The organism is Planktothricoides raciborskii GIHE-MW2 (assembly GCF_040564635.1).
Taxonomy (GTDB): Bacteria; Cyanobacteriota; Cyanobacteriia; order Cyanobacteriales; family Laspinemataceae; genus Planktothricoides; species Planktothricoides raciborskii.
Window position 1 is genome coordinate 6,549,314 of record NZ_CP159837.1, and the last position, 26,611, is coordinate 6,575,924.

Annotated in this window: 18 protein-coding genes, 1 tRNA gene and 2 pseudogenes; 9 read left to right on the top strand and 12 right to left on the bottom strand. The window is 45.4% G+C overall.

What is annotated here, in order from left to right; genetic code table 11:
- Positions 1 to 380: 380 nt before the first annotated feature.
- Positions 381 to 1,058 carry a response regulator transcription factor gene (locus ABWT76_RS27910; protein WP_054469280.1) on the bottom strand — a complete coding sequence of 226 codons (678 nt, stop codon included), beginning with the start codon at positions 1,056 to 1,058 and terminating at the stop codon, positions 381 to 383.
- A 546-nt stretch (positions 1,059 to 1,604) separates the two neighbouring features.
- Here ABWT76_RS27910 and ABWT76_RS27915 point away from each other — a divergent pair.
- Positions 1,605 to 1,754 carry a DNA-binding protein gene (locus tag ABWT76_RS27915; RefSeq protein WP_072160897.1) on the top strand — a complete coding sequence of 50 codons (150 nt, stop codon included), beginning with the start codon at positions 1,605 to 1,607 and terminating at the stop codon, positions 1,752 to 1,754.
- A gap of 169 nt (positions 1,755 to 1,923) precedes the next feature.
- Here ABWT76_RS27915 and ABWT76_RS27920 read toward each other — a convergent pair whose 3' ends face one another.
- Together ABWT76_RS27920 and ABWT76_RS27925 are read right to left on the bottom strand one after the other, a co-directional pair.
- Positions 1,924 to 3,498, bottom strand: a complete 1,575-nt coding sequence (locus ABWT76_RS27920) for a hemolysin family protein (protein ID WP_369817798.1) — start codon at positions 3,496 to 3,498, stop codon at positions 1,924 to 1,926.
- Between the two features lie 107 nt (positions 3,499 to 3,605).
- On the bottom strand, positions 3,606 to 4,298 hold the full coding sequence (locus ABWT76_RS27925; protein ID WP_054469279.1) for a hypothetical protein: 693 nt from the start codon (positions 4,296 to 4,298) through the stop codon (positions 3,606 to 3,608).
- 298 nt (positions 4,299 to 4,596) lie between these two features.
- Between ABWT76_RS27925 and ABWT76_RS27930 the strand changes: the two genes are divergently transcribed.
- Positions 4,597 to 4,669: transfer RNA gene (locus ABWT76_RS27930), tRNA-Ile, on the top strand.
- 111 nt (positions 4,670 to 4,780) lie between these two features.
- Here the strand turns inward: ABWT76_RS27930 and ABWT76_RS27935 are convergent.
- The 6 genes from ABWT76_RS27935 to ABWT76_RS27960 form a co-directional block, all read right to left on the bottom strand.
- Positions 4,781 to 5,767 (bottom strand): DNA polymerase III subunit delta', encoded by a 987-nt coding sequence (locus ABWT76_RS27935; protein WP_354635285.1) that lies wholly within the window; start codon positions 5,765 to 5,767, stop codon positions 4,781 to 4,783.
- Positions 5,768 to 5,849: 82 nt separating this feature from the next.
- Positions 5,850 to 6,269, bottom strand: coding sequence for a hypothetical protein (locus ABWT76_RS27940; protein WP_354635286.1), 420 nt, complete (start codon positions 6,267 to 6,269; stop codon positions 5,850 to 5,852).
- Between the two features lie 238 nt (positions 6,270 to 6,507).
- Positions 6,508 to 7,800: an AAA family ATPase gene (locus ABWT76_RS27945; protein WP_354635287.1), complete on the bottom strand. Its 1,293-nt coding sequence runs from the start codon at positions 7,798 to 7,800 to the stop codon at positions 6,508 to 6,510.
- 210 nt (positions 7,801 to 8,010) lie between these two features.
- Positions 8,011 to 10,218, bottom strand: a complete 2,208-nt coding sequence (locus tag ABWT76_RS27950) for a phosphoketolase (RefSeq protein WP_354635288.1) — start codon at positions 10,216 to 10,218, stop codon at positions 8,011 to 8,013.
- Between the two features lie 573 nt (positions 10,219 to 10,791).
- Positions 10,792 to 13,311: a hypothetical protein gene (locus tag ABWT76_RS27955; protein WP_354635289.1), complete on the bottom strand. Its 2,520-nt coding sequence runs from the start codon at positions 13,309 to 13,311 to the stop codon at positions 10,792 to 10,794.
- A gap of 360 nt (positions 13,312 to 13,671) precedes the next feature.
- The gene (locus tag ABWT76_RS27960) at positions 13,672 to 14,649 is read right to left on the bottom strand and encodes a hypothetical protein (protein ID WP_354635290.1); all 978 of its coding nucleotides are present in this window, start codon (positions 14,647 to 14,649) and stop codon (positions 13,672 to 13,674) included.
- A 753-nt stretch (positions 14,650 to 15,402) separates the two neighbouring features.
- On the opposite strand from ABWT76_RS27960, the gene ABWT76_RS27965 reads away from it, so the two are divergent.
- The 3 genes and pseudogenes from ABWT76_RS27965 to ABWT76_RS27975 form a co-directional block, all read left to right on the top strand.
- The gene (locus ABWT76_RS27965; protein WP_354635291.1) at positions 15,403 to 15,549 is read left to right on the top strand and encodes a hypothetical protein; all 147 of its coding nucleotides are present in this window, start codon (positions 15,403 to 15,405) and stop codon (positions 15,547 to 15,549) included.
- A 21-nt stretch (positions 15,550 to 15,570) separates the two neighbouring features.
- Positions 15,571 to 15,918, top strand: a pseudogene (locus tag ABWT76_RS27970) (DNA methyltransferase); the annotation flags it as partial.
- Positions 15,919 to 15,946: 28 nt separating this feature from the next.
- A pseudogene (locus tag ABWT76_RS27975) lies at positions 15,947 to 16,510 on the top strand (DNA-methyltransferase); the annotation flags it as partial.
- Between the two features lie 94 nt (positions 16,511 to 16,604).
- On the opposite strand, the gene ABWT76_RS27980 reads toward ABWT76_RS27975, so the two are convergent.
- A complete protein-coding gene (locus tag ABWT76_RS27980; RefSeq protein WP_190878250.1) occupies positions 16,605 to 18,251 on the bottom strand; it encodes a hypothetical protein in 1,647 nt (548 codons plus the stop codon).
- Positions 18,252 to 18,986: 735 nt separating this feature from the next.
- Between ABWT76_RS27980 and psaA the strand changes: the two genes are divergently transcribed.
- Both psaA and psaB read left to right on the top strand, forming a co-directional pair.
- Complete coding sequence (gene psaA / locus ABWT76_RS27985; RefSeq protein ID WP_054470190.1) at positions 18,987 to 21,257, top strand: photosystem I core protein PsaA; 2,271 nt, start codon at positions 18,987 to 18,989, stop codon at positions 21,255 to 21,257.
- 101 nt (positions 21,258 to 21,358) lie between these two features.
- Positions 21,359 to 23,572, top strand: coding sequence for a photosystem I core protein PsaB (gene psaB, locus ABWT76_RS27990; protein ID WP_190878248.1), 2,214 nt, complete (start codon positions 21,359 to 21,361; stop codon positions 23,570 to 23,572).
- A gap of 624 nt (positions 23,573 to 24,196) precedes the next feature.
- Here psaB and ABWT76_RS27995 read toward each other — a convergent pair.
- Both ABWT76_RS27995 and ABWT76_RS28000 read right to left on the bottom strand, forming a co-directional pair.
- Positions 24,197 to 24,313 carry a photosystem I reaction center subunit VIII gene (locus ABWT76_RS27995; RefSeq protein ID WP_054470364.1) on the bottom strand — a complete coding sequence of 39 codons (117 nt, stop codon included), beginning with the start codon at positions 24,311 to 24,313 and terminating at the stop codon, positions 24,197 to 24,199.
- Between the two features lie 149 nt (positions 24,314 to 24,462).
- Complete coding sequence (locus tag ABWT76_RS28000; protein ID WP_054470362.1) at positions 24,463 to 24,945, bottom strand: photosystem I reaction center protein subunit XI; 483 nt, start codon at positions 24,943 to 24,945, stop codon at positions 24,463 to 24,465.
- A gap of 147 nt (positions 24,946 to 25,092) precedes the next feature.
- Here ABWT76_RS28000 and ABWT76_RS28005 point away from each other — a divergent pair, with 147 nt between their 5' ends.
- Together ABWT76_RS28005 and ABWT76_RS28010 are read left to right on the top strand one after the other, a co-directional pair.
- Positions 25,093 to 25,341 (top strand): hypothetical protein, encoded by a 249-nt coding sequence (locus tag ABWT76_RS28005; protein ID WP_054470360.1) that lies wholly within the window; start codon positions 25,093 to 25,095, stop codon positions 25,339 to 25,341.
- 66 nt (positions 25,342 to 25,407) lie between these two features.
- A complete protein-coding gene (locus ABWT76_RS28010; RefSeq protein WP_054470358.1) occupies positions 25,408 to 26,508 on the top strand; it encodes an SGNH/GDSL hydrolase family protein in 1,101 nt (366 codons plus the stop codon).
- The last annotated feature ends 103 nt before the right edge of the window (positions 26,509 to 26,611 follow it).

A 26,611-nucleotide genomic window follows, 5' to 3' on the forward strand; every position in this document is an offset into this window, starting at 1 on the left:
CAAAATAGACGATTCAAATCTCCCCGGTTTCTGGTAATCAGCATCACTTTTTGAGCAAATTTTGAGCAAATTTTGCTCAAATCTTGATACTAAACAGGATGTAAGACCTGAGACAAACTTGGATCTTTAACCCTTTTAAGTCGGGGTGATAAACCGAATCACCGCTACCAGATCGGCGATCCGTAAATCCTGAATTTCAACAAAAAACGATGATTTTGGCCGCATCAAATAGGATAAATCCCTAAACTGACTGCCAAATCACTGGTTTTTTGTTCACCTATTGTCACCGTACTCCCAAAATCAGAAGATTTTGGGTAAAAAATCGGGAAAAAATCGGGACAATCAGCGATCGAGAATCTAAAAAAAATCTTAAGAAAATCTTAAGAAAATTGTTTGAGGCGATAACCCAAGCTGTGAACGGTCTCAATCAAATTTTTCGGCGCACCAACCGCGTGCAGTTTTTTTCTTAACCGCTTGATGTGAGCTTTGACCGTTTCTTCTCCGGGTGGATCGTCGCTATTCCAAAGATGTTCAATAATAATGCTACGACTAAGGACTCGGCGACCGTTACGCATCAACAACTCTAGGACAGAATACTCTTTCGGGGTGAGGTGCAAAGGCTGCTTCTGATAGGTCACGTCATAAGTGATCGGATCGAGTTCTAGTCCATCCCAATACAATTTGTGTGAGGCTGTAGCCACCTCTCGACGTAATGCCGCCCGCACTCTGGCGAATAACTCTTGAAAATCAATGGGTTTGACTAAATAATCATCGGCGCCTGCATCCAATCCACGCACTTTATCGGTACTACCACTCAGGGCTGTGAGGATCAGGATCGGCATGGAGTAACCATCAGCCCGTAGTCGGCGACAGAGAGTGATTCCATCAAGTTTAGGTAATAGAATATCGAGTAAAATTAAGTCATATTTGCCCGTGTTGAGATATTTCCAACTCTGTTCCGGATCGGAAATCACGTCAACAATATAGTGCTGATCCCTCAGCGCTTCGGCTAGTGCTTGACTGAGGAGCTTATCATCTTCTACTACCAGGATTTTCATTAGAGCAATTGCTAAACATTAAAAGTTTTGTAATTCTGAATACAGATTAATTGGTTATTGGTTATTCGTTATTGGTTATTTGAACGCTATTTCTTCAAATCACCAATCAGCATTAAGCGATAACTAATAAGCGATAACTAATAACCAATAACGAATAACCAATAATAGTTATAAATGAGAATTCGGGGAAAATGTTCAAGCCCGCGAAAAAACTTGCTAAATCAGGATTATGCTCATAAATTTGAAGGGTCTTAATTATTTTATCGGCGATCGCAAAATAAAGACAACATTAAAACCAGATTGATTTAAGCAAAAAAGCTGGGGAACCGGAATTTACTATAAACTATTCTTTATGGTTGAGGCATTTTGCAAATATTGTGCAAATAGTTTCCATTTCAAATGCTTCCCCAGCTTTGTGCTGCTACGTCTTGATGTCGGTTGATGAAGTGAATCACATTCTCTAGGGTGTTTCTTTTTGAATTATGGCCGCTTGTCATAATTTGCGAGAAATAGGTACTCTAAGAATGTAAGGAGAATTAAAAGGATATGCCTAGAGATTATATGCTGCGAATTCGGCTGAACACTCAGGAACTAGAACGTTTAAAGGCAGTCGCCCAAAACCGTCAAGTTTCCATGTCGGAAGTAATTAGGAATTATATTAAGCGTTTACCAAAACCTCAGAAAAAATCTGAATAATTATCGGTTTTTATTTAATTGATGACATAATATAATGTGTTTTTTGTTTTGATTGTTAATTGCATAATTTTTAATGGTATGATATCTCCCTTTGAATTTATGAGTTATATGAATTAGATGAGGGATAATTCCAGGAATGAAAATGCTTTCGCGATTTTAATTCAATATTTTACCGGCTTTCAGTATTTTCCCGGTTTTCAGTATTTTCCCGGTTTTCACTGTCTAAAGTTAGGCTAAATTCATCTATAGTTACATCATCGGTGGATAGCTTTTGTGACAATTCTGCTGCCGCTTCTGAGGCAAAAGTATCGGGGTCGCAAATCTCCGCTAAATGTTCAACGAATTCTTGGTCTTGAGGCAATTGAGTGTTTTCAGGACGGTAGATTTGAATTTGGTTTAAACGGGGGCCGTCCGTAGCGATGACGGTAATTTCTAGGCCATCATAGATGAAGGTTTCTCCCTGGTTGGGAATTTTTTGGAGTTGATAAATGATAAAACCGCCAAAGGTTTGGTATTCATCATTGATGGGAAAATTGAGATTGAGAAGTTCGTTGAGTTCTTCAATGTCAATTTGGGCTTGAACTAGGAAGGTTTGATCGTCGATCATTTGCACGATCGCCGTTTCTGGTCTTTCTAATTCATGGCGATCGCCGATAATTTCTGCCACTAAATCATTAATGGTGACTAATCCAGCCGTCCCCCCAAATTCATCAACCACCATCACCATTGCTTGCTGCGATCGCTGCATTAAGGGTAATAATTCACTTAATGGCATATATTCTTGGACAAACCGGGCTGGTCGCACCCATTCAGCGAGCGGACTTTCTAAACCCAGCATCCCCTTTGACAACGGTTCGGCTAATTTTTTGAAATCAATAATCCCCCGAATATCATCTAAAGATTCTCCCATGACCGGATAACGGGAGTGACCGCTGCTGACCACTTCATTGAGTAAAGTTTTAAAATTGCCCTCATAAGAAAGGGCGCGAATTTGGGTACGGGTAACCATGACTTCACCGACTAAGACATCCCCAAATTCAAAGACATTACTGAGTAATTCTCGTTCTTCCGCTTCTAATCCTGTGGATTCTCTTTCCGTGGCAATAATCATTTGCAGTTCTTCGGGGGTGACCCGATTGTACCAACTGCCTGGGGTGTAACGAATTCCTCCCAGACGTAATAACCAGCGGGTGGATTGATTGAGAATCCAAATGAAGGGATTAAAAAAACGGGCGATCGCTAAACTTAGTGGGCCTAATAATAAAGCCAGTTGTTCTGAGTACAACATGGCCAAAGATTTCGGACATAGTTCCCCCAGCACAATTTGCAGGTAAGCCACCAGCAAAAATGCCAGAGGAATGGCTAAAGAATGGGCTAGAGTTTGGTTGAGTGGGTCAGGGATCGGCAAGTGGGCGATCGCTCTAGCGACCACAATCGCCATAGTATTTTCGCTAATCCAACCCAGGGCTAAACTGGAAAGAGTAATGCCCAACTGGGTGGTGGAGAGCAGTCGCTCAATATTTCGTTGTAAGTTTTGCACGGTTTTCGCTGGAATATTCCCAGAATCCACCAACTGATTAATCCGCGATCGCCGCACCGACACCATAGCAAATTCAGCGGTGACAAAAAAGCCATTAATCGCAATCAGCGCCAACACGGATAATAAACGCAGAACAATATCCGACGGCCAAGCTGTTTCCGCAGCCATTGCTAATCTTAGTAAAAATATTGAAGGCTCCAGCATCAAATTCATGGTGATTGCTTCATGCCTTCAATATTTAGCAGATTTTCCTGGAGATTAAACATTGCCCAACCTGATTAGAGAACCTCAACGATTGAATTAAACCTGGATTATCTCACCACTGGAATATTGGCAAGTTGCAATTGCAACTGTTGATCTGGGTAATCCGTCAGAGTCAAAGAAAGCTGTTTGGCATTATCTAGTAAAGCCGTAGAAATTTTAATCTTGCCCGAATAATTTTTTTGATCCGCAGGCAACTCACCGGGTAAACCCTCGGTGGTGGCACTCAATGCCCGACCTTGCTCGTCAGTGATATTCAGAAAACTATACAAAAACTGCACGGAGCGATCGCTATCATTTTTTAAGCTGACATCCATGATCAGCCAAGATCCATCTTTTTGCACCGAGTTGATATTCAAAGTCACATCCTGACTTTTGCTGGTCAGAGGAAAGTTACCCTCTGCTTTTTTCGGTTCCGGTGCTTTCTCAGGTTCAGCAGCAGCTTTGTCCGGTTTTTTCGCTTCGGCTTTGTTTTCTGGGGATTTTTCGGCGGGAACTTTGCCTTCTTCGATCGCCTTGACTCGCTGAAGAATTTTGTCCTCACTCAAAAAAGAGATGGCGTTTCCTTTGCCTAACCCTTCTTCTTGTTCTTTGCGGTTTCTGGTAGGACTGATTTCCGGCTGGGTAATTTCTTTGAGGGCATCAGTCCCCAGTTTTAAGCCCAACTGGGCACTGGTGGCACCAGCCGCAAACATCATCCCTAAAAGCAATAAGGTCAAAATAACAGTCGGATTAATTCTCATCGGTGATAGTACAACGTCTCAATTAATATGGTGGAAAATGGCTGATCTGCTTTTGACCACGGATTTAGACAGTGGCGGCCAAGATGCCAATCCCGCTTTCTCGTCAGCGAATCCAGGCTACAGCATATCTCACCTTTTTACTTTATTACACCAAGGCTGGGACAGATTCCGTCAGGAGCCGATAAAATTAATTCGGCGATCGCTAGACATATCCTACCAATTTAGGATACAATCAAAGTATCTTTGACGTAATCTGTATCACAAAAATCTCCGTAAATCCTCGGATCGGGGAATCTTTGGGCGGTTGGCCGAGCGGTTGAGGCAGCGAACTCATAATTCGCCTTAGGCGGGTTCAACTCCTGCACTGCCCATTTTACTTATCTACTTGCGGATTAAGGCCGATCGCGATGGCCTTAATCCTGACAAGCATAGAATCACTCAAATTTTCCTCAAATTTTACTCAAATTTTCCTCAAATTTTACTCAAATTTTACCTATTAGCACGCTCGGCGTCGGGGAATTGTTGACCCCGGCGCTAATTTCCATTAAGGTGACTTCCCAAACCAGACGGGGTTGCACATAATTCAGTAAATAGCTGCGGGCATTTTCTAATTTTTGAATGGGAAAAGTATCGCGAAAAGGATCGTGATGTTGTTGCTGCCAATATAACTGTTGTAAGTAATCAATTAACCACAATTGGGCGGGGGTATCCAGAGTTTTATTGATTTGTTTGGCAAGTTCTAAGGCTTGTTTGACCGTCGAGGGCTTTTGAGCGATCGCCCTTAACAAGTCTTCGGGAATTTCTTGCAATTGTTCCCAACAGGCGATCGCTCGACCGGGAGAACCCTGAGCCATTGCTATCACTGCTTTATCCTCAGCTACCTCACCCTTGCCCACTCGCTGCAACACTTGCACCATTGCCTCTTCTTCCAAGCGATAAAAGGGAATCCGCTGACACCGGGACACCAAAGTAGGCAACAGCGACTCCACCGACGGAGCAATTAAAATTAACGTCGCCCTTCCCGGTTCTTCCAGAGTTTTAAGCAACGCATTCGCGGGTGCTTCCCCCATTGTTTCCGCTTGTTCAATTACCACCACCGCTTGACTCGCTGCCAACGGCGGACGGCCTAAAAATTGACTAATTTCTCTAATTTGTTCTAAGCGAATTTGTGGCGGCGCCTTGCGTTTTAGTCCGGTTTCCGTTGCTTCCGCGCTAGTCAATCTTTGCCCTTGATGCATATAAGTAGGTTCCACCCAGAGAAAATCTGGGTGATTTTTCAAATCCCGATGTTTTTGTGACTTAGTAGCGGTGACTTCCAAGATTACATTGGCAAAACATATGGCCGCCAAAGCCCGTCCCACCCCATCAGGTCCGGCAAATAAATAAGCTGGGGCAATGCGATTTTTCGTGACCGCCTGAGTCAGTAATGCTATTGCTTGGGGTTGGCCAATGAGCGAAGAAAAAAGCATAAATTTCTCTTTAATTATCGTTTAAGTTTATCTGATTTTGGTAATTATTGTTAATCATAAAATTTATGATTTTTATGATGATCTATATTGCATCATTTAATAAATCAATAATTTGGCTATAAAAATAACGAAAACTAGGAGACTTATTTTCAGAGACATTCATGTGAGGAGCAATATTATCTGCCCACAGTGACTTTTGTTTACCAACCTCTTGCCACCCACGCTCTAAGAGTTTTTTTGATCCTCCTGGATAAATCGCATCTGCTAATATTTCCCATGTGCCACATACAGAGTCATTAATGTATGAATTCAAAATATCTGACTTAACATCTGGGTAAGCTTTCGCGATCGCATCTAAATCACCCAGAAACCATGCTTCTCCTTCCTCAATAGCCAGACAAAAGCGAGTCAATGGTTGAGGATCGCATTCATTTAAGAGTTTGAGTAATTCATGCTTAAACCTTTTTAAACATTGGTCATCCAAATCGCAGATAACAATCACCGCAGCTTGGTAATTTTTACCGTATGCGGCATTTTACCATATCCTCTTAATAACTTAGGGAGTTGATCGAGCAATATGCGCTTGCTGGGATCGCTCGTTCCTTTTAAGTTTTTTGGTAAACGTCCGATTCCTCTGTAAGCCCGAACCACAAATGTATGGTTAGGGCCGATTATATTAGGAACTAAAATATCTAATGCCTTTTTACCAGACTGATCCTCAAATTTCCAAGTGCATCTGATTACCTGACATCTAAATAATCACTATACCAAAGACTTCCCAGGGGTAAGCCTTCACTCACCATATTATTAATTATGGGATCTTCACTGGATCTTTTAATTTTGGCAAAGCCATCATCCCCTTTTTCTAGAACCCAGACTTCTGATGGTTCCAAAGCATCTACTAAATAAGGTTGATGAGTCGTTAGAAATATCTGTGAATCACTTTTACGACCCGTGGCATGGGCGCGGAATTCAGCGACTAAAGTTTCTAGTAAATTATGATACAAGCCATTTTCCGGTTCTTCGATACAGATAAATGGAGACGGGCTGGGGTCTTCCAGAAGCAGAAGGTATGCAAATACTTTCAATGTGCCATCGGACATTTTTTGCGAATAAAATGGATCGGTGAATCCTCGGTCATTAAACTGGAGTAATAGTCGGCCATCGGGAGTTTTTTCTGTACTGATTCTTTCTATACCGGGAATTTTATTTGATATTTGTTCTAGAATCGCTTTAAATCGTTTGGGATGCTCCCTTTCCATAAATTGAACTACATTCCCTAAGTTATCTCCGTGTATATTCAGGTGTCTTTGCGGCCCTGCTAATGGCAAGCTTCGCGCCGCATCAGGAGTAAAATAACTCAGATACCATCCTTCAATAAACTGACGAAATGCAGAAATTCTGGGGTGTTGTTTCAAAGACCCCAGGGTGGCAATTCCCAACTTACGCTTATCGTCAAGTTCAACGAATTCAGTTTTTTTACTTTCTTCTCGATCGTCGGACATTTCTATGTCTTTGATTAATTGGAATAAATCAAAATTGCGATCGCCTTCCTCGATCTGTTGTCCATTTTCTTCCCCTTTCCAGACAACACCTGTCCCCTCATTCAGTACCAAAAACGAAAACGGCCAACCATAACGCTGACCTTTGCGCCTCTGCCGCAGTCGTTCTTTTTTCACATAAGGGCGATCGAAGCTATCAATATCAATCGACAGTTCATAGGTAATTGGGCGAGCATTCCGATCTTGTTTATAGTAAATTTCAAATTCAATTGGCTCATTAATTCCTTGAGAGCGTAATTTCCCAAATCCCCCACGCCCTTTAGCATCGCAAGCCTCCTCCACCCCAAGCTTTAAACAATCGGCGAGAAAACCAAACGCATCAAAAAGAGTGCTTTTTCCTACCCCATTCTTACCAATAACTGCGGTTAATGGGGTAATTGGTTCTAGGTTTCCTGTATTCCATAATCTACCAATTGTTATATTTCTTAAAACCTGATAATTTTTAACTCTAAATACCTCAATTTTTGCCATGTTTTTATCCAGCATAAATTAAGTTTTATATTATAAAAAAGCAGAAATTATGGTAGATTATCTTTAGATTTTTTGTGTTCTCTGTGCCTCTGTGGTTAGTTCACATGGAAACCATATTTTCAGAGGTCAGAAACCGGGTTTCTTTGATTAAGTATCTGTCACCCAGCCCAAAGACTCATAGAAACCCGGTTTCTTTACCACGGCGTTATTTTACCCTAACAATTCATGGGCTCGTTTGACCATATTTTCTGCGGTAATGCCATTCATATTTAACACTTCATTGGCACTGGCAGCAGTTTCGCCCCGCTTCCAAGCAAAGATATCCCGCTTGGCAGTAGAACGCAACATAATCGGTTCTAACATGGCGGAAGTTCCCCCGGTAACGGCAATTAAAGCATCGCCACCAAAGAACTTTTCAAAGTCAGCATCTTCTAAGAAAAGACCATCGGGTTCGGAACAGGTTGCCCAGGCAGTATCGCTATCACGATATAAGCGACGGGGATTGATAACTGAGATAATTTTCGAGCCAATTCCTTGGGCTTTTAATTGTTCCGCAGCGGCAAACACTGGGGCTAAAACCATATCCCCGACCACTGGGAAAACTACGGTCTTTTCTCCGGGAATTTCTTGGAGAAGTATCGCCCCTTTTTCTAAGCCTTCGCGGGTTTGTTCAAAGGTGGTGTAAATCGGTAACGGCGACTTACTGGCAATAATCACAATGCCCTTATTTTTGGTGGTTAATGCCCAGTCATAACAGACTTGAATACTGTTAGCATCGGTGGGGAATAAGGGGAACACATTGCCATTCCGCATCATGGCGGCAAAGTAGTTTTCGATTTCAGGCCGTTGGTGCGTCCAACCGTTGCGTCCTTGTTCTAATGCCCCGGCAGTTAATAACATAATGGTGGAGGGAGTAGACCGGCGCAATTCGGCCATTGCTTGAGTCACCGTTTGCCAAATTGGTAAACCATTGATAGCAAAAGATTCATAAGAACACCAAAGAGTCCGCGACCCAAATAAGGCTAATCCTGCGGCTAAACCGGCACAAGCATCTTCACTCAGGGGTTCGTAAACTTGACCCTCTGGCCCTTGATAGTAAATTTCGTCAATGGTGGGGTGGGCAATTTTGAGGGCAACGTTGATATTATTAATCCCCGAAGCGGCGTTACCATCAGCGTTGGAGACGATGAAACTGGGGTCAGTTTTGCCCACATGGGCGACTAATTCACCCATTGCGGTGGTGGCGACTTGCTTGTCCCCAATGGCATATTCTTCCAGGGGTAGTTGACCCAGTTCGGGTAAGGGTAGTTCAAATTCTGTCACCACGGTTTTCACTGCCGGACCACCACCAGCCCGTTCGCAGTTGGTGCGGACGAGTTGCCATGCTTCTGGGGACAGGGCGCGGGTTTTCAGGGCGTTGACGATTTCTGCGTTGTCCAGGGTGTGATGGGCGTAGAGGTTGTGGGATTTGGCGCCCCGGGCGTGGACTCCGGCCCCTTTGAGTTGTTTGATGATAAAGACGGTGAGTTTGCCGGATAGGGCGGATTTAGCGGCTTTGTCTACGCCTTCGAGCACCGCTTGGGTGAATTTTAGCCGTTGTTCTAGGGAGAATTCGGTGCTGTCTACATAGTCACCGGGCTGGTTTTGGTCGTCGAAGTCTTTGGCGTTGACCAGGATGATTTCTTGGAAGCCGTTGCCTTCCCAATATTCGATCATTTCCTGGTTGGGTTTGGTGGAAACCATGCTGTGATGTTCCTGGGAGTAGCCGTTCCAAACCAGGATGGGCAGGAAGTTGGTGACGTTGGGATAGGCGGTGTGGAAGTGGGCCATGCTACTCATAATGTAGGGTTCGCCGAGTCCACCGTCGCCAATGGTGACAGGGAATAGGACGCCGGGGTGGAGTTTGGCGCCAGCCATTGCGAAGTGTTGCCCTTGTCCCAATGGACCTGCAGGGCCAAGAAGTCCCGGAATTTGCCCGGAAAGGTGGCCGAGGAGTCCTTTGTGTTCCCGGAAGCGATCGCGCATTTGTTGCACGTTATCGATATCCATCTGTTCTAAGGAGCGATCGAGGAACATGGCACTATAAAATCCGGGGGCATGGTGGCCCACTTCCGTGAGGATATTTTTGTAACCCAGCATGACCAAGGCGGCATAAACTTCGGCTTTGCTGGCAAATCCACCAGGGTGCCCGGATGCTTTGCTGGCGGTGACTTGCATGGTTAGGTAACGCAGGGCGTCGGCAACGAGAAGGGTTTGAAAGACCGCCGCAGGATCCGACGGAGAGGCGATCGCTTTTGTCCCAGGGGCGATCGCGGGTTCTTGGCCATATTTGTCAAATCCGGGCAACGGTTCGCCAAAATATTGGATGCCTTCGCAAAATGCCGGAACTGTGGTGGGGGCTGGTGCTGTGCTGGTCATGCTGATGGTTTACCTCAAAGTGACTATATCTATAGCGTTTCATAGATTAGATCGATTTAACTATTATTTTTGCACTTTCGCAACAGGTTTGTTGTTTAACTATCCTCTGAGAAACCGGAAGCGGTGAGAAACCGGGTTTCTATGTAGGGGCCGGTGGGGGGTGACCAGAAACCGGGTTTCTCTAAGAAACCTTTGCCACCAACCAACAACCATCATAGAAACCCGGTTTCTTGGAAAGCCGAAGTCAAATAGCCCCAACACCTGAAGCGCTTAGAAACCTGGAGAGTTTAGAAACCGGGTTTCTATGGAGGGGTCGGTGGGGTGGCAAGGGTTTCTTAGAGAAACCCGGTTTCTTGTCCTTGGGGCAGGGGCAGCCGGGAGAGGTTAGAAACCGGGTTTCTATGTAGGGGCCGGTGGGGTGGCAAGGGCTGACTTAAGAAACCCGGTTTCTTGTCCCTGGGGCGGCCCAGAAACCGGGTTTCTTGCGTTAACCTTTGCTACCAACCAACAACGCTAATAGAAACCCGGTTTCTTTCTTCAACCCGGTTTCTTTCTTCAACCCGGTTTCTTTACTCACACCACCCGCCAAACCTTAATCGTCTGGTCCTCACTGCCACTCACAAGAGTCCGCCCATCGGGGCTAATGGCGAGGCAAGTAACCGTGCCATAATGTCCGGTGAGGGTGCCAAGTTCCTGCCCCGTACTCAAATCCCAAATTTTGATGGTGTTGTCCTTACTGCCACTGACAAGAGTCTGCCCATCGGGACTGATGGCGAGGCAAGTAACCGTGCTAGAATGTCCGTTGAGGGTGCGAAGTTCCTGCCTTGTACTCAACTGCCAAATCTTAATCCTGCGGTCATCACTACCACTTATAAGAGTCTCCCCATCGGGGCTAATGGCGAGGCAAATAACCTCATCAGAATGTCCAGTGAGTTCATGCTCTTCTGGATAATTATAGAACTTAATATTGTTGCCAAGGGCATGAGCAGTCCCATAGCGTTTAATCTGACGGATATAATTCTTATCGTTTAAAATCTCCTCAAAAGGATGACGCTCAACGATACGGATATAATTCTTATCGTTTAAAGTCTCCTCAAAAGGATGACGCTCAACGATGACGGTGCCAAGTTCCCATCCCGTACTCAACTGCCAAGTCTTATTAGTTCTGATTTTACATGAAGATGTCTGATAATGCTCGTGTGTCTCTATATGGCCACTAACAAGGGTTTGCCCATCCGAACTGATGGCGAGGGAGCCAACTGGTCCCGCATGACCGTTAAGAACCGCCACAAGTGAGACATTTTCTAACTTCTGTTTGTCTTTCATCTTGTCCTCAACTGCTTCTTGTTGCTTTTTCTGTTCTGTTTGCTGGTGGCGCTGAATCTTATCCCCAATCAATTTTTGGTATTGACTTTCCCCAATAGCAGCCAAGCACTGATTCAGCTTTTCCAGATATTCACCATCCGCCAAGGTCAAAGCCGCCGTGAATGCCTCCAATAACCCTACCAAGCCCGATGTCTGTTTAGAAAGCTGATTTCGCAAAATCAACCAACATAACAGGGAATATTCAACCTGGTTTTTCGCCCAAGACTTATCGGGCAAACCACTCAAACTCAGCGCCAAATCCAAAAATAAATAAGGAATCGCATTCGGGCGTTCCACCCCAGTCAACTGATAGAGACTTTGATAACTGGCAACAATCTCAGCCACCAGCATTTCCTTTAAACTCTGACTGGGCACCTTTTCCAGCAGTCCCGGCAGCAGTTCTGGCAACTTCGGTGGCGTATCCCCATGAGTGAAATGGTAGCGGTCTGCCATCAGCCCCACTAAAATACAGTGGCAAATCCCCAAGAACTGCGCTAGTTCTTGAATGTACTTCTCTTCCTTGACATTATATTTGTAGTCCTCTTTGCCGCCAAACCCAAATTCCTTATCTTCTTCCTCTTCCTCCAAAATTGACAAATTTAGTTCATCATCCCCACCCCGCCGCTTAATCTCTTCCAGGGTTTTGTTTTTGTCTAAAAGCGTCATCCGGTATTCTCGCCACTTCTGGGCATATTTGCGGGCGATGGGATATAAAACCTCTTTCCAGGGAACCGTCAACACCTTTTCATAGTGCGGCGTTTTTTCCAGCACATCCCAACCGGCTAAATAAATCCGCAGTAAATCCCCATCAACCTTGGACTCCAAAACCACCGTGGGAACGGATTTCAAAACGTGATGCAGCACATCCACCGCACTTTTCCCATGAGCGGATTTAGTTTCCCAGTCCGCCCCTTGATATCTCACGGGTCTTGCTTCACTGGTCAGGGGGTAATGTTTGCAAAATTCCTGCACTTCATCGGTTAACCGGGCTTCAATGCGACTAAACCCCTGCGCGGCATTAGGGAATTTTTCAAACTCCAACGCTGGCGGTGAAATCACCACCAACAGAGGAATGGGACTGAGATTATTCTGATAGTTTTTGTACGCATTCAGGATAACCCGTGCGGGAGTTTTCAGGGGGAAACTTTCGCGCACTTCCTTGTCATCAGCTAATTCTAACGCCATGAGCAACTGGACACGGGATAAAATCAGTTGCGTTTCCCGGCGGTATGCTTCCAAACTTTGCTCGTGTTGCAACCGTCGGGTTAGCTGTTCTTGCTCAAAATCTTGACGTTTTTGCAATCGGGCATTTTCGCAAAACTGCCGATATTCCTCCATTTCCCGATTAAATCTTTGCCGCACTCCCTCCAAAGCTGCTTGAAATTCGTGTCCCCGGTCTTGCAGGCCAAATTGAGTATCAATTTTTACCGCTTCCAAGTCCGCTTGAAAGGCTTGCCCCTTGGCTTGCAGGGCAAATTGAGCAGCAGTTCTCAGCTTTTCCACATTGGCTTGAAATTCCTGCTGATTGCCTTGCATTCTGGCTTGAAATTCCTGCTGATTGCCTTGCATTCTGGCTTGAAATTCCTGCTGATTATCTTGCAGGGCAAATTGAGAATTAATGCGGTCTATTTCATTTAGCCGTTGGACGATCGCCCCCGCAATTTGTGGGGGGGAAAAGACTAAAGCGGTAGTTGTGACCATTTCGCTCGCTGCATCCCAAAGACTCATTTTTACTCCTCCTGATTGATTGGTTGCCTATGAAACCGGGTTTCTTCAGATAACCTTTGCCACCTAACTAACAACTCTCATAGAAACCCGGTTTCTTGTTTGGAGATGGTAGAAACCGGGTTTGTTTAGTCAAATTTTGCCATAAGTATTAAGTTAACGCAGATTGCCCCAGAAACCGGGAGAGGTTAGAAACCGGGTTTCTATGTAGGGGCCGGTGGGGTGGCAGACATTTCTCAAAGAAACCCGGTTTCTTCCTGGGGCGCGTAGAAACCGGGAGAGGTTAGAAACCGGGTTTCTATGTAGGGGCCGGTGGGGTGGCAAAGGTTAACCCAAGAAACCCGGTTTCTTGTCCCAGGGGTTTTACTGGGTGCAAGTGTTAAACACCAAAGTAGCCGCTGCCCAACGCACAGTGGATCCAGTAGCAAATAGCTTGCCATTCGTAGAATAGGCGCATCCGCTAGGAGTGACATAACCGATTTTATTCCCATCGGAATTGTAAACGTTTAAATCTGCTCCTAAACGTCCGATATATTTGTCACCCCGATAATATTTATGTCCATCTACAGTGCCCGCTTTTCCCCATCCTGTCCCATGCCACCAAACATTATTGCCATCAAAATAAACTGCATTATCATCCTGCTCGGTAATCGCCCCAGAACTGGTGTAATTCAGGGTTTGTTGTTGATGTTCCCAGGGGGAATTGGTGGCGGTTTCCCCATGATGATGGGATGCTAGGTGTTCTTGATTATATTGCTGATGATGCTCTTGATGATGATACTCTTGATGATAATTTTGGGTATGAATTAAATCGGTTAAATCTGTTGGCTGGTCTGCCTGAGTTAAGGGGTGGTCTAGGGCTGTTTCAGGGGAATGATAGAAATGTTCAGGGGTATGATTTAACCCCTCGGTGAGATGATGATGGGCTAATTCGCTGAGATGATTTTGACCGATATATTGATCAAATCCTGAGTGATGAGATCCTAAATCTAAGGAGTTAGGATGATTCTGGAAGTGAGGGTGATAGTGAGTTTCGGAATTGGTGAAATTTTGATGCGGTTCTGCCTGTAATCCATGACTGACCGAATCTGGCTGTGGTAAAAAGTTGTGTGAGTGGTTGTGTGAATCAGCGGTAGCATCAGTATGGGAGTGGCTGTGAGAATTTAGGTCTATTCCCAAAGATTGGATTAAGCGATCGAGTTGGGAATCGCCACTGAAGGGGGAGTTATCCTGAGTGTGGGACATGGCGAGATGGTGAGATGCGATATTTCCTTGGATTATAGCATTCAAAACAGAAACGGAGAGGTTAGAAACCGGGTTTCTTCTGATTATTTTTGCCACCAACTTCAGAAACCGGGTTTCTTCAAGAAACCCGGTTTCTTGGTTGGTAGCATTAACTTAAGAAACCCGGTTTCTCACCCCAGGGACAAGAAACCGGGTTTCTTGAGTCAACCTCTGCCAACCCAACGGCCCTTACATAGAAACCCGGTTTCTAACCTCTCCAGGTTTCTAACCTCCTCAACTTCGGCTTTCCAAGAAACCGAGTTTCTATAAGAGTTGTTGGTTGGTAGCAAAGGTTAACTTAAGAAACCCGGTTTCAGAGCCAAGGGACAAGAAACCGGGTTTCTATGTTACTTTAGACTATGTAACAGAACTTATTTTTGGACTGATATCAAGTCCGCTTTTCAGGGTTAGACTTACTATGATAACCCACCCCAGGGACAAGAAACCGGGTTTCTCTAAGAAATATCTGCCTCCCCACCTGCCCCTACATAGAAACCCGGTTTCTCACCGCTTCAGGTGTTGGGGTTAATTGACTTCGGCTTTCCAAGAAACCCGGTTTCTCACCCCGTTTCTTGGAAAGCCGAAAGTTGCCCCAAAAAAACCCTAATTCCAGAAACCTGAAGCGGTTAGAAACCGGGTTTCTGGAATTAGGTTTTGCCTCATAGAGTCAGAAAAAATCCAAAAAAATAAGATTTATGTATATTTTTTAGCGACTTTTTAAAATTTTCAAAATTATATACAATATGATATTATTAAATAAATCAATTAAATCAATAAATAATTTATTGATTCTTTCAGGTTAATCAAACAATGTTAACTAAATTCACAGCAAATTTAGGGCTAAATCAAGTGATCAATCAAATTTTATTAGGAAATTGCCAAGAATTACTTTGTCAGTTGCCCGATGAATCCGTTGATTTAATTGTGTCGTCACCTCCCTACAACTTGGGGAAATAATAAGAAGCAAAGCAAGCTTTAGATATTTACCTAGCCGAACAAAAGATCATCCTAGAAGAATGTACCAGAATTCTTAAAAAAACTGGGTCACTTTTCTGGCAAGTGGGCGCTTTTGCAGATCGAGGAATGCTAATTCCTCTAGATATTCGCTTTTTTCCCATTTTAGAGTCTTGTGGCTTAATTCCAATAAATCGCATTATCTGGGCAAGACAACATGGACTCCATGCCAGGAAAAAATTTTCCTGCCGCCATGAAACGATTCTTTGGTTTACCAAGTCCGATGACTATATCTTTAACTTGGATGCCATTCGGGTGCCACAAAAATATCAAAACAAGAAACATTATCGGGGCGATTCGCTGACGCGATAGCTTCGCTTCACGTAAAGGAGAACTATCCTGTAACCCTGACGGGAAAAACCCCGGAGATATCTGGATGTTTAGAAATGTCAAACATAACCATGAAGAACAAACCATTCATCCCTGTCAATTTCCCGAAGATTTAATTGCTCGAATTATTTTATCGACTACACAACCCGGTGATTTAGTCTTAGATCCATACATGGGATCGGGCACCGTTGCCGTAGTTGCCAGAGATTATCAGCGAGACTTTCTGGGAGCAGAACTCGATCCGAAATATCATCAAGTTGCCTTGCGTAGGCTTCAGGGAAAACCAGATATTAATGGATATTTTCCCAACTTAAAGACCCTGAGAGATTATGTAGAAAAAACCGGAGAAAACATTGAAAAATTCCGATTTGATTTACAAGTGGGTAAAACTGCATCTACACGGAGTCAAGCCAAAATTTATCCCGAAGAATATCACTTACAAGAAATGGAACAACGCCTCATGTATGAAGAATCAGTATTTGCGGCTGATTTACGGAACGAGCAACGTCCAATTGACTCAAAGCTAAATGGCAATAGAAAACAAACCAAAGCACCGATTAATATTACCAATTAAAATTTTTAGCTTTTTCCTTAAACCGGGTTTTCTCTCGGTTTTACCCAGTTGGGGAAAATCGCAAAAAAAACCCGGTTTCTGTGTTTCTGTTTCCTTAATCTACCGCTGGAGGTGCTGGTGCCTGGGATTCTCCCCCTAACAAGGGAACATTGACATCTATATGGATATTTTTGACAAAAGAAATCAAACCATTCACAAAATCCAAAACTTGAGCGATCGCCTCCTCGACCATTGCACGGATTTTTAATGTTACTGATTCTTGCGTTTCAGTCGTTGCCGTGTCTCTTGTCGTTTCCTCTGGCAATGTCACTGATTCCGCTTTTTCCACAGTTTCCGCTTTTTCCACTTTTTCTACTGGTGTAACTGTTTCCGGTATTTCTGCGGACTCCTCTGCGGTCGGAGTAGTTAATTCTGTCACGGGTTTAGATGCTTCCGGGACAGTCTTCTCAACGGTTTCCTCTGGGGTCACGGGTAAACCTGCGGGAATTTCCTCTTTTGTCACCTCTTCCGACACTGGTTCAGAAATCGGTTCGATAATCGGTTCGATAATCGGTTCGATCTCAGGTTTAGGGGTGACTGCTTGAGGAATTTCTTCCGGCACCGCTTCGGGAATTACCTCTACTGCGGGACTTTCTACCGTAGGCTCCTCAATTTCTTTCTCGATCGCCTCTTGATCAGGTTCTTGATCGGAAATCTCTGGCTCAGAAATGGGCTCAGACACGATCGGCTGTGGAATGACTGCGGGGATCTCTTCTGGTATTACCTCAACATCTGGTGTTGTCGTCTCTGGTGTCGGCACTGGGTAATTAGGATTCACCAGACCACGGATTTCAGCCGATGACAGTTCACCACGAATCAATTTGGATAGGCTATCTTTACCACGAGGTTGGTAAGTCAGCGATCGCGCCGTATTGTTAAACACATTATTAACGGAGTTGCCTTGTTCATCCAAAAATTCTAACTTGACCCAATTCACCCCAGGGTCAAACCCCTTCAGATAAATCGGTTCCCAACGGTCTACCACAAAACTGCTGCCATTCACCGTCACCCGAATTCGCCAGTCCACAATATTATCATCAGGATTTTCTTGGGCAACCAAATGTAAAGGGGCATTGCTCAAATAGAAATCCAGCATAATCGGTTCTGCCCCATAACTTCCCTTCGGGAGATTGTAGGTTAACAGAGGCTTTGCCCGGTCAGGGTTATTCGCTTCAGTTTTCGTATATATATGGAAAGTCGTTTGAGCATAAGCCCCTTGATTCTTATAGCTTTCATCCCAAGGACGCGCTGCAAACACTCTAACCGTATGAGTTCCAGGTAGCAAATCTTCCAACACCAAGGGTTGATTCAGATCGTAAATTTTGCTGGCCGGTTGGTTATCTAAGATAAATTCCAAATGCGGCCCCAAACCCAACTGAGAATTTTGGAAAATCGGCAGTCCTCTGATCTCTAGCTGCACCTTCACGGTTTCAGCTTCGATCATTTCATCTGGCTGAGGACTCAAAATCCTGACTTGCGGTTGATATTGATCAAAAGCCTGACGCAGCTTTTGGATCCCGGCAGGGGGAGACACTTCCACAATTTTTGCTCTTAGGGTCGGAGCCACCGTTTCAACCAATTCGTTTTCGGGTTCGACTTCTAGGCGATCGCCACATCCCACGGTAGTCAAAACTAATCCCAGGAACAACAAACCAATCAAGACTCTTCTTAGAGTAGTTATTAGCCAATTTTTGCCAAACACTTAGCAATACTCCCAAGCTATCTATTGAAATTTTTGATGATATGCCACATAAAAAATTAATTGTATCTTTAATCACTTACTTCTATGTAAGCGATGTCACTCAGGCTTTAACGCTGGTTGAACTTGGTTTGTATCAGACTATTAAATAACAAGCATTGATTTTTTTCTCATCTGAGTAAGACATCTTCAGGCGAACGCCTTGCCCATGAGAACATCGGCGCGGGTCTGCACCACCAATCTAAATCACTCATACTTCTTGATATATATGTCCTGTAGCCTTTGCTGAATCACAGTCTCCGCGATCGCACCCCAGATAAAACTTTAAGTTATGTAAAGTTTATGGGGATTGTTAAGCTCTGTTAACTTTTTAGTTATACTCTTGACTTTTGCTCTGAATTTTGATTTTCTACTTTCGAGAAGCTCAAAACTTGAGAAATTTAAAGTATTGTTAATTACCGTTTATAAAAAGCGGAAGTAACAAGTATAATGCAACAACAGTAGAACTCTGTTGAGGATAGTCTGGCGAAAGCGAGTAGCATTCTGCTACAGGAGCTATTGGGTGATCTTTCCCAAGCGTGGATTAAACAGGAGTCAAATTCAGATCCGTTTAATTTCCAGCAGCTTTGTTGTAAAGTAACTTAAAGAAAGCTCCGCTTTAAAAGACAAGTGTTGCTGTTTAGTAATACCTCAAGTAGAGCAATCCTTAATTCCCCGTCCAAAGAGAGGAGAGTCTAGATGACAATTAGCCCTCCAGAGCGAGAGGCAAAAGCAAAGGTAGTCGTGGACAAAGATCCGGTGCCAACTTCTTTTGAGAAGTGGGGTAAGCCCGGTCACTTTGACCGCACCTTAGCTCGCGGCCCCAAAACCACAACCTGGATTTGGAACCTGCACGCTGACGCTCATGATTTTGACAGCCATACCAGCAATTTAGAAGACGTATCGCGCAAAATCTTTAGCGCACACTTTGGCCACCTGGCCGTCATCTTTGTTTGGTTAAGTGGTGCCTATTTCCACGGCGCTAAGTTTTCCAATTACGAAGCTTGGCTGAGTAATCCCACCGGGATCAAGCCCAGCGCTCAAGTTGTTTGGCCAATTGTTGGTCAAGAAATCTTAAACGCCGATGTCGGCGGTGGCTTCAAAGGGATTCAGATTACTTCTGGACTCTTCCAGCTATGGCGTGCATCCGGCATCACCAATGAATTCCAGCTATACTGCACCGCCATTGGTGCCCTGGTAATGGCTGGTTTGATGCTATTTGCTGGCTGGTTCCACTATCACAAGCGGGCTCCAAAACTGGAATGGTTCCAGAACGTTGAGTCTATGATGAACCACCACCTCGCTGGATTGTTGGGTCTGGGTTCCCTTGGTTGGGCCGGACACCAAATCCACGTTTCTCTGCCAATCAACGAGTTGTTGGATAAAGGCGTGGCACCACAGGATATTCCCCTGCCCCACGAATTTATCCTCAACCCCAGCTTGATGACAGAGTTGTATCCGGGAGTGCAGTGGGGTGGTCTCAGCGGCATCGCGCCATTCTTTACCCTAAACTGGGGAGCTTATTCTGACTTCCTCACTTTCAAGGGTGGCTTAAACCCAGTCACTGGTGGCTTGTGGTTATCTGATACCGCACACCATCACCTGGCGATCGCTGTGCTCTTCATTATTGCTGGCCACATGTACCGGACAAACTGGGGCATTGGTCACAGCATGAAAGAAATCCTGGAAGCACATAAAGGTCCGTTTACCGGGGAAGGCCATAAAGGTCTGTACGAAATCCTCACAACTTCTTGGCATGCTCAACTAGCCATTAACCTGGCAATGATGGGTTCTTTAAGCATCATCGTGGCGCATCATATGTACTCGATGCCCCCGTATCCCTACATTGCTACTGACTATCCAACTCAGATATCTCTGTTTACCCACCACGTGTGGATTGGCGGATTCCTGATTGTTGGTGCAGCGGCTCACGGTGCAATCTTCATGGTTCGTGACTACGATCCAGCCAAGAATGTTGATAACCTGCTCGATCGCATGATCCGGCACAGAGATGCCATCATCTCTCACCTCAACTGGGTCTGCATTTGGCTAGGCTTCCATAGCTTTGGTTTGTACGTTCATAACGACACCATGCGGGCATTCGGTCGTCCCCAGGATATGTTCTCCGACACTGGGATTCAACTACAACCGATCTTTGCTCAATGGGTGCAACACCTGCACACCTTGGCTCCTGGAAACACCGCTCCTTATGCCGGTGCAACTGCCAGCGTTGCTTTTGGCGGTGATGTGGTCGCCGTAGCTGGCAAAGTCGCCATGATGCCAATTACCCTCGGCACCGCCGACTTCATGGTTCACCACATTCATGCTTTCACCATTCACGTTACCGTTCTCATCCTACTTAAGGGTGTTTTGTTTGCCCGTTCTTCTCGTCTAGTTCCCGACAAGATGAATCTGGGCTTCCGTTTCCCCTGTGACGGTCCTGGCCGTGGCGGCACTTGCCAAGTATCTGGTTGGGATCATGTGTTCCTGGGTCTGTTCTGGATGTACAACTCTCTATCCATTGTGATTTTCCACTTTAGCTGGAAGATGCAATCGGATGTTTGGGGCACTGTGGCACCAGATGGATCGGTTTCACACATCACTGGTGGTAACTTTGCTCAAGGTGCAATTACCATTAATGGTTGGTTGCGTGATTTCCTCTGGGCGCAAGCCTCTCAGGTAATCAACTCCTACGGTTCGGCCTTGTCAGCTTACGGGTTGATGTTCTTAGCCGGTCACTTTGTGTTTGCTTTCAGCCTCATGTTCCTGTTCAGTGGTCGCGGCTACTGGCAAGAACTGATTGAGTCTATTGTTTGGGCTCATAACAAACTCAAAGTTGCTCCAGCAATTCAGCCTCGTGCTCTGAGCATTATTCAGGGTCGGGCCGTGGGCGTAGCTCACTACCTCTTAGGAGGAATTGTCACCACTTGGGCATTCTTCCTAGCTCGGGTCATCTCAGTTTCGGGATGATCTTGATTGAGAATTAAGGATTTTGGAATGAGGAGGATCTCTCCTTGTTCCAAAACCTAAAGTCTCAAGCTCAAGATTTTGCGAGATTTATTTAAGGACTTATGGCAACAAAATTCCCCAAATTCAGCCAAGACCTGGCGGCAGATCCGACGACGCGGCGGATCTGGTACGGGATAGCCACAGCCCACGACTTTGAAAGCCATGATGGGATGACCGAGGAAAATCTCTATCAAAAGATTTTTGCCTCGCACTTTGGCCACTTGGCAATCATATTTCTGTGGACATCGGGCAACCTGTTCCATGTCGCTTGGCAAGGAAATTTCCCACAGTGGGTCAAAGATCCACTGAATGTCAAACCGATCGCCCACGCGATTTGGGATCCGCAATTCGGTCAACCGGCAGTGGATGCGTTCACCCAAGCGGGAGCATCATCACCAGTAAACATCGCCTATTCCGGGGTGTACCACTGGTGGTACACCATCGGGATGCGGACAAATGGGGATCTGTACCAAGGAGCGATCTTCCTGCTAATCCTGGCATCACTGATGCTGTTTGCAGGCTGGCTGCACTTGCAACCGAAGTTCCGTCCGTCCTTATCGTGGTTTAAAAACGCAGAATCGCGGCTGAACCACCACCTGGCAGGACTATTCGGGGTGAGTTCCTTGGCATGGACAGGACACTTAGTTCATGTGGCGATTCCCGAATCACGGGGAGTCCATGTGGGCTGGGATAACTTCCTGAGCGTGAAGCCACACCCGGCGGGGTTAGCGCCATTCTTTACCGGCAACTGGGGCGTGTACGCACAAAACCCAGACACCGCAGGCCATTTATTTGGCACGGCAACCGGAGCGGGAGAAGCGATCTTAACCTTCGTGGGCGGATTTCATCCCCAAACCCAGTCGTTGTGGTTGACGGATATGGCGCACCACCATTTGGCGATCGCGGTGTTATTCATCATCGCCGGCCATATGTACCGCACCAACTTCGGCATCGGTCACAGCATTAAAGAAATCCTGGAAGCGCACAAGCCCCCATCCGGGAAACTGGGTGATGGCCATAAGGGAATGTATGACACGGTAAACAATTCCCTGCATTTCCAATTGGGTCTGGCCCTGGCTTGCTTAGGTGTGATTACCTCCTTGGTGGCACAGCATATGTACTCCCTGCCGCCTTATGCGTTCTTGGCGCAGGACTACACCACCCAAGCGGCGCTGTACACTCACCACCAATACATCGCAGGATTCTTGATGGTGGGAGCATTTGCTCACGGAGCAATCTTCTTAGTGCGGGACTATGACCCGGAAGCCAACAAAAACAATGTGTTGGCCCGGATGCTCGAACACAAAGAAGCCTTAATTTCGCACTTATCCTGGGTGTCGCTGTTCTTGGGTTTCCATACCCTGGGACTGTACGTTCACAACGACGTGGTGGTAGCCTTTGGCACCCCAGAAAAGCAAATCCTGATTGAACCAGTGTTTGCACAATGGATTCAAGCGGCTCACGGCAAAGCCCTCTACGGTTTTGATGTGCTGCTGTCCAACCCAGATAGCCTCGCCGCTACCGCATGGCCAAATTACGGCGATGTGTGGCTGCCCGGTTGGTTGGATGCAATTAATGCGGGAACCAATTCTCTGTTCTTAACCATTGGACCGGGAGATTTCTTGGTCCACCATGCGATCGCCCTGGGTCTGCACACCACCACCTTGATTTTGGTCAAAGGTGCCCTGGATGCACGTGGATCCAAGCTGATGCCGGATAAGAAAGACTTCGGATACAGCTTCCCTTGCGACGGCCCCGGTCGTGGCGGTACTTGCGACATCTCCGCATGGGATTCCTTCTACCTAGCCATGTTCTGGATGCTCAACACCCTAGGGTGGTTGACCTTCTACTGGCACTGGAAGCACCTAGCCTTGTGGCAAGGAAACGTGGCCCAGTTCAACGAATCCTCCACCTATTTAATGGGATGGTTCCGGGATTATCTGTGGTTAAACTCTTCCCAGTTAATCAACGGATACAACCCCTACGGGACGAACAACCTGTCCGTGTGGGCTTGGATGTTCTTATTCGGACACCTGGTCTGGGCGACTGGTTTCATGTTCCTGATTAGCTGGCGCGGTTACTGGCAAGAGTTGATTGAAACTCTGGTCTGGGCCCACGAGCGCACTCCGTTAGCCAACTTGGTTCGCTGGAAAGACAAGCCGGTGGCTCTGAGCATTGTTCAAGCTCGCTTGGTCGGTCTGGCTCACTTCACCGTGGGTTATGTCCTCACCTATGCCGCCTTCTTGATTGCTTCTACCGCAGGCAAGTTCGGTTGATCAACGCTTCTCGTTGCTAGTTAAGCAAACATAACTAAAAAAAATCCCCTGCCTCCGGGCGGGGGATTTTTTTTAGAGATAAATTAAACCGGATTTAGTATTAGGCCAAATAAGTAGCCAAATAAGTATAGCAGCGGTTTTCTTTCTTACTAAACCACCAGCGGGCAAAGAAGGCAGGTAGGGGCGAATGGCCATTCGCCCCTACCATCTTTATAAGCATCAAATGCCGGAATGTTTCGCCCCTACAGATATTTGTGGTTTATTTGCGGAGAAAATTGCTGTAAGCCAAATAAAATTTTGGTCATCCTACTGATTTTTTTATCTTTTTTTGATGGCTATATCTATGTAGAGGCGGTCATGTATTTAGAGGCGCAAGCAGCCCCCTCAGCATTGTATCAACCACAACAGAAAAGCCCTGTAAATGGTCAATTAATTGGTTACACAAAATTCAACAATTATTGCTAAAATTATGAGATTAATTTGGGCGCAAGCATTGGGGGCATAATGTGGCCTTGTTAATTAAAAATGCTATTAATTGGTCAATTAAAAATCCCCTGCCTCTAGGCAGGGGATTTTTTGCTTAATGGTATGAGAGCGAAGAAAACGAAGAAGATGAGACTAGAATTAAGCCTCTTTTTCGATTTCAATAAATAAGAGTCCCATGACTACTAGAGGCATCACCCAGCAGGTTAAGGGAATCATAATCCAAGGAAGGAATGAAGCTGCATAATCGCCGGTCATTTTGAATTCTCCTATCTAAGGTTGTAGTTCTACAAAACTGATGTCACCAACAGATTAGTAATCGGCATACCCAAATTTGGATACTTCGATCTTGTACTGCGAGCAATGCGAGTAATTTTTCCGGTGAAAATACCCGATTAATTACCCGATTAATTAAACAAACCTCGCATGATACCGTCTACAACGGCAAAGTTTTCCAGTAGGAAGTAGGCTACAAAAGCTCCACCCATACCACCAACAAAGAAGCCACCAGCTAACTGACTCCAGCCTTCACCAGTTTGTAAAGGATCTGCTCCTTCAGATGATTGTCCTTGGAAAGTAACCAGTCCGTGGATGCTCAGACAGACAGTGGCAATAAGAATCAAAGTGATCCCCGAAATTAATCCACCGAGATTGGCATAATCTGAATCCCGTAATGGACCCAAGATAACCCAAGGGCCAATGATAAAATAACCATGAGCCATGCCAATTTCCAGTCCCCGCAGTAAAGGAGATAGTCCCTTGCGGTAGGCAGGCAGATTACCGATGAAAGCGCGGGTAAAAGCAGAATCGCTAATCGGAGTTGAGAGATTGCCCACAAATGGATCTCCACCGTAGGGTTTAATCATCTCTATGTCTCTGGAATTGGCCATATTTATTTTTCCTCTCTATCTGAAAATCCTAAAAAGACCTTAAGCACATATTCTAATCATCGATAGGTTGCGTCGTTACAAAATTAGTTCTCAGCTTTAAAAAACTTCATTAAATTGGTCAAGGATACGGTCATTTTGTAACGATTTGTGAATTTTATTCAGGTTTTTGGGCAAATTAGTTTAATCAGACTGGCCGCAACGACCCATAAAGCAAGGATTAGTAAACAGTTGTGGACAGTGTATGGGACTGTGTGGGTATGCGATCGCCTTCTTGATGCTGTCATGGCATATACTCTCGCTTCTGGAAATCGCTGCAATGTTCTGCTGATGCTAGGAATGTTAATTTTTATGAAGCTCCTGGATGGGAAAAAGCGATCCAGATTAACGATTCATTAGTAAATATCCTGAAATTGGGCAACTGTGCTGGTGAAAGGTAAGCATCTGTGAGATGGAGTGATTCCTATGACTGTGCCATTTTTGCTGATTGCAGACCTATTAGCCAAACTACCTTCTGAACCGGCAACACCCCAAATCGAGTCAGAGAGTGCATCAGAACTATACAAGGCTGACGATGTTGCCATCGATGGAACCACTAATCAGATTTCCAGTAGAGATATTAGTCCTCCTGAATTGAGTTCGTTGTTGCCCGGATCCACAGATAGCTGGTCTAATCACTGGTTGCTCAATGATTCACCCCCAGAACTACCCCCTTTGGCTGGGATAGAAAAATATTTGCCATTACCACCTCCACCCTCTACACCAACGGTGCCTTCTCAGCCGCAGACCCATCTTCGGTATTCATCATTTACGATGAGTTATGTACCCACAACGCGCCCGATGCCGGTTTCCGGGCCACAACTCTATCATCAAAGATTGGCTGCCCTGAAAACCGGGCAAATATATACTCGTTTATCTGGGGAAAGTTTTTGGTCATCTTGGGCGAATGCCACTGAACAACCGACTTATGAACAGTGGAAAAGCCTTTTGGCAAATGAAGCGAGGGCGATCGCCTTTGGACAAGGTTCTAATCGCTTATCGGTGTTATTAGGTGACTCGATTACTCTGTGGTTTCCCCATGAACAACTGTCTCGGAATCGCTTGTGGTTGAATCAGGGGATTTCCGGCGATACCACCACGGGGATTTTAAATCGATTGTCGGCGCTTTTACCTACCCGACCGGATACGATCTATCTGATGGCGGGGATTAATGATTTACGGTGTGGGGAAACCGATGCGACTATTCTGGGGAATTTTCGCCAGATTATGCGTCGCTTACGGCAGCAACATCCCGATGCTCAGGTGGTAGTGCAATCAATTTTACCAACTCAGTTAATAGAAATTTCCAATGCTCGCATTCGTCACCTCAATCGTCGCATTGAGGCGATCGCCCAAGAAGAGGGAGCCCAGTATCTAGATGTCTACTCCCAGTTTATCGACGCTCAAGGTAATTTCCGCTCGGAATTAACCACTGATGGATTACATCTGAATGCCCAGGGTTATCAAGTGTGGCGATCGCAACTGCGGGATGCTGAAGCATCAATTGCTCTCTATCATCGACCTTAAAAAATCACCTGCTTAAAATTTCGCAACAAATTATGTCTTGAAATCTGTAACCAGAATCGCTATTGTGGACTTTAATAAAATAGTCCCAAGTCGATTAACTGCA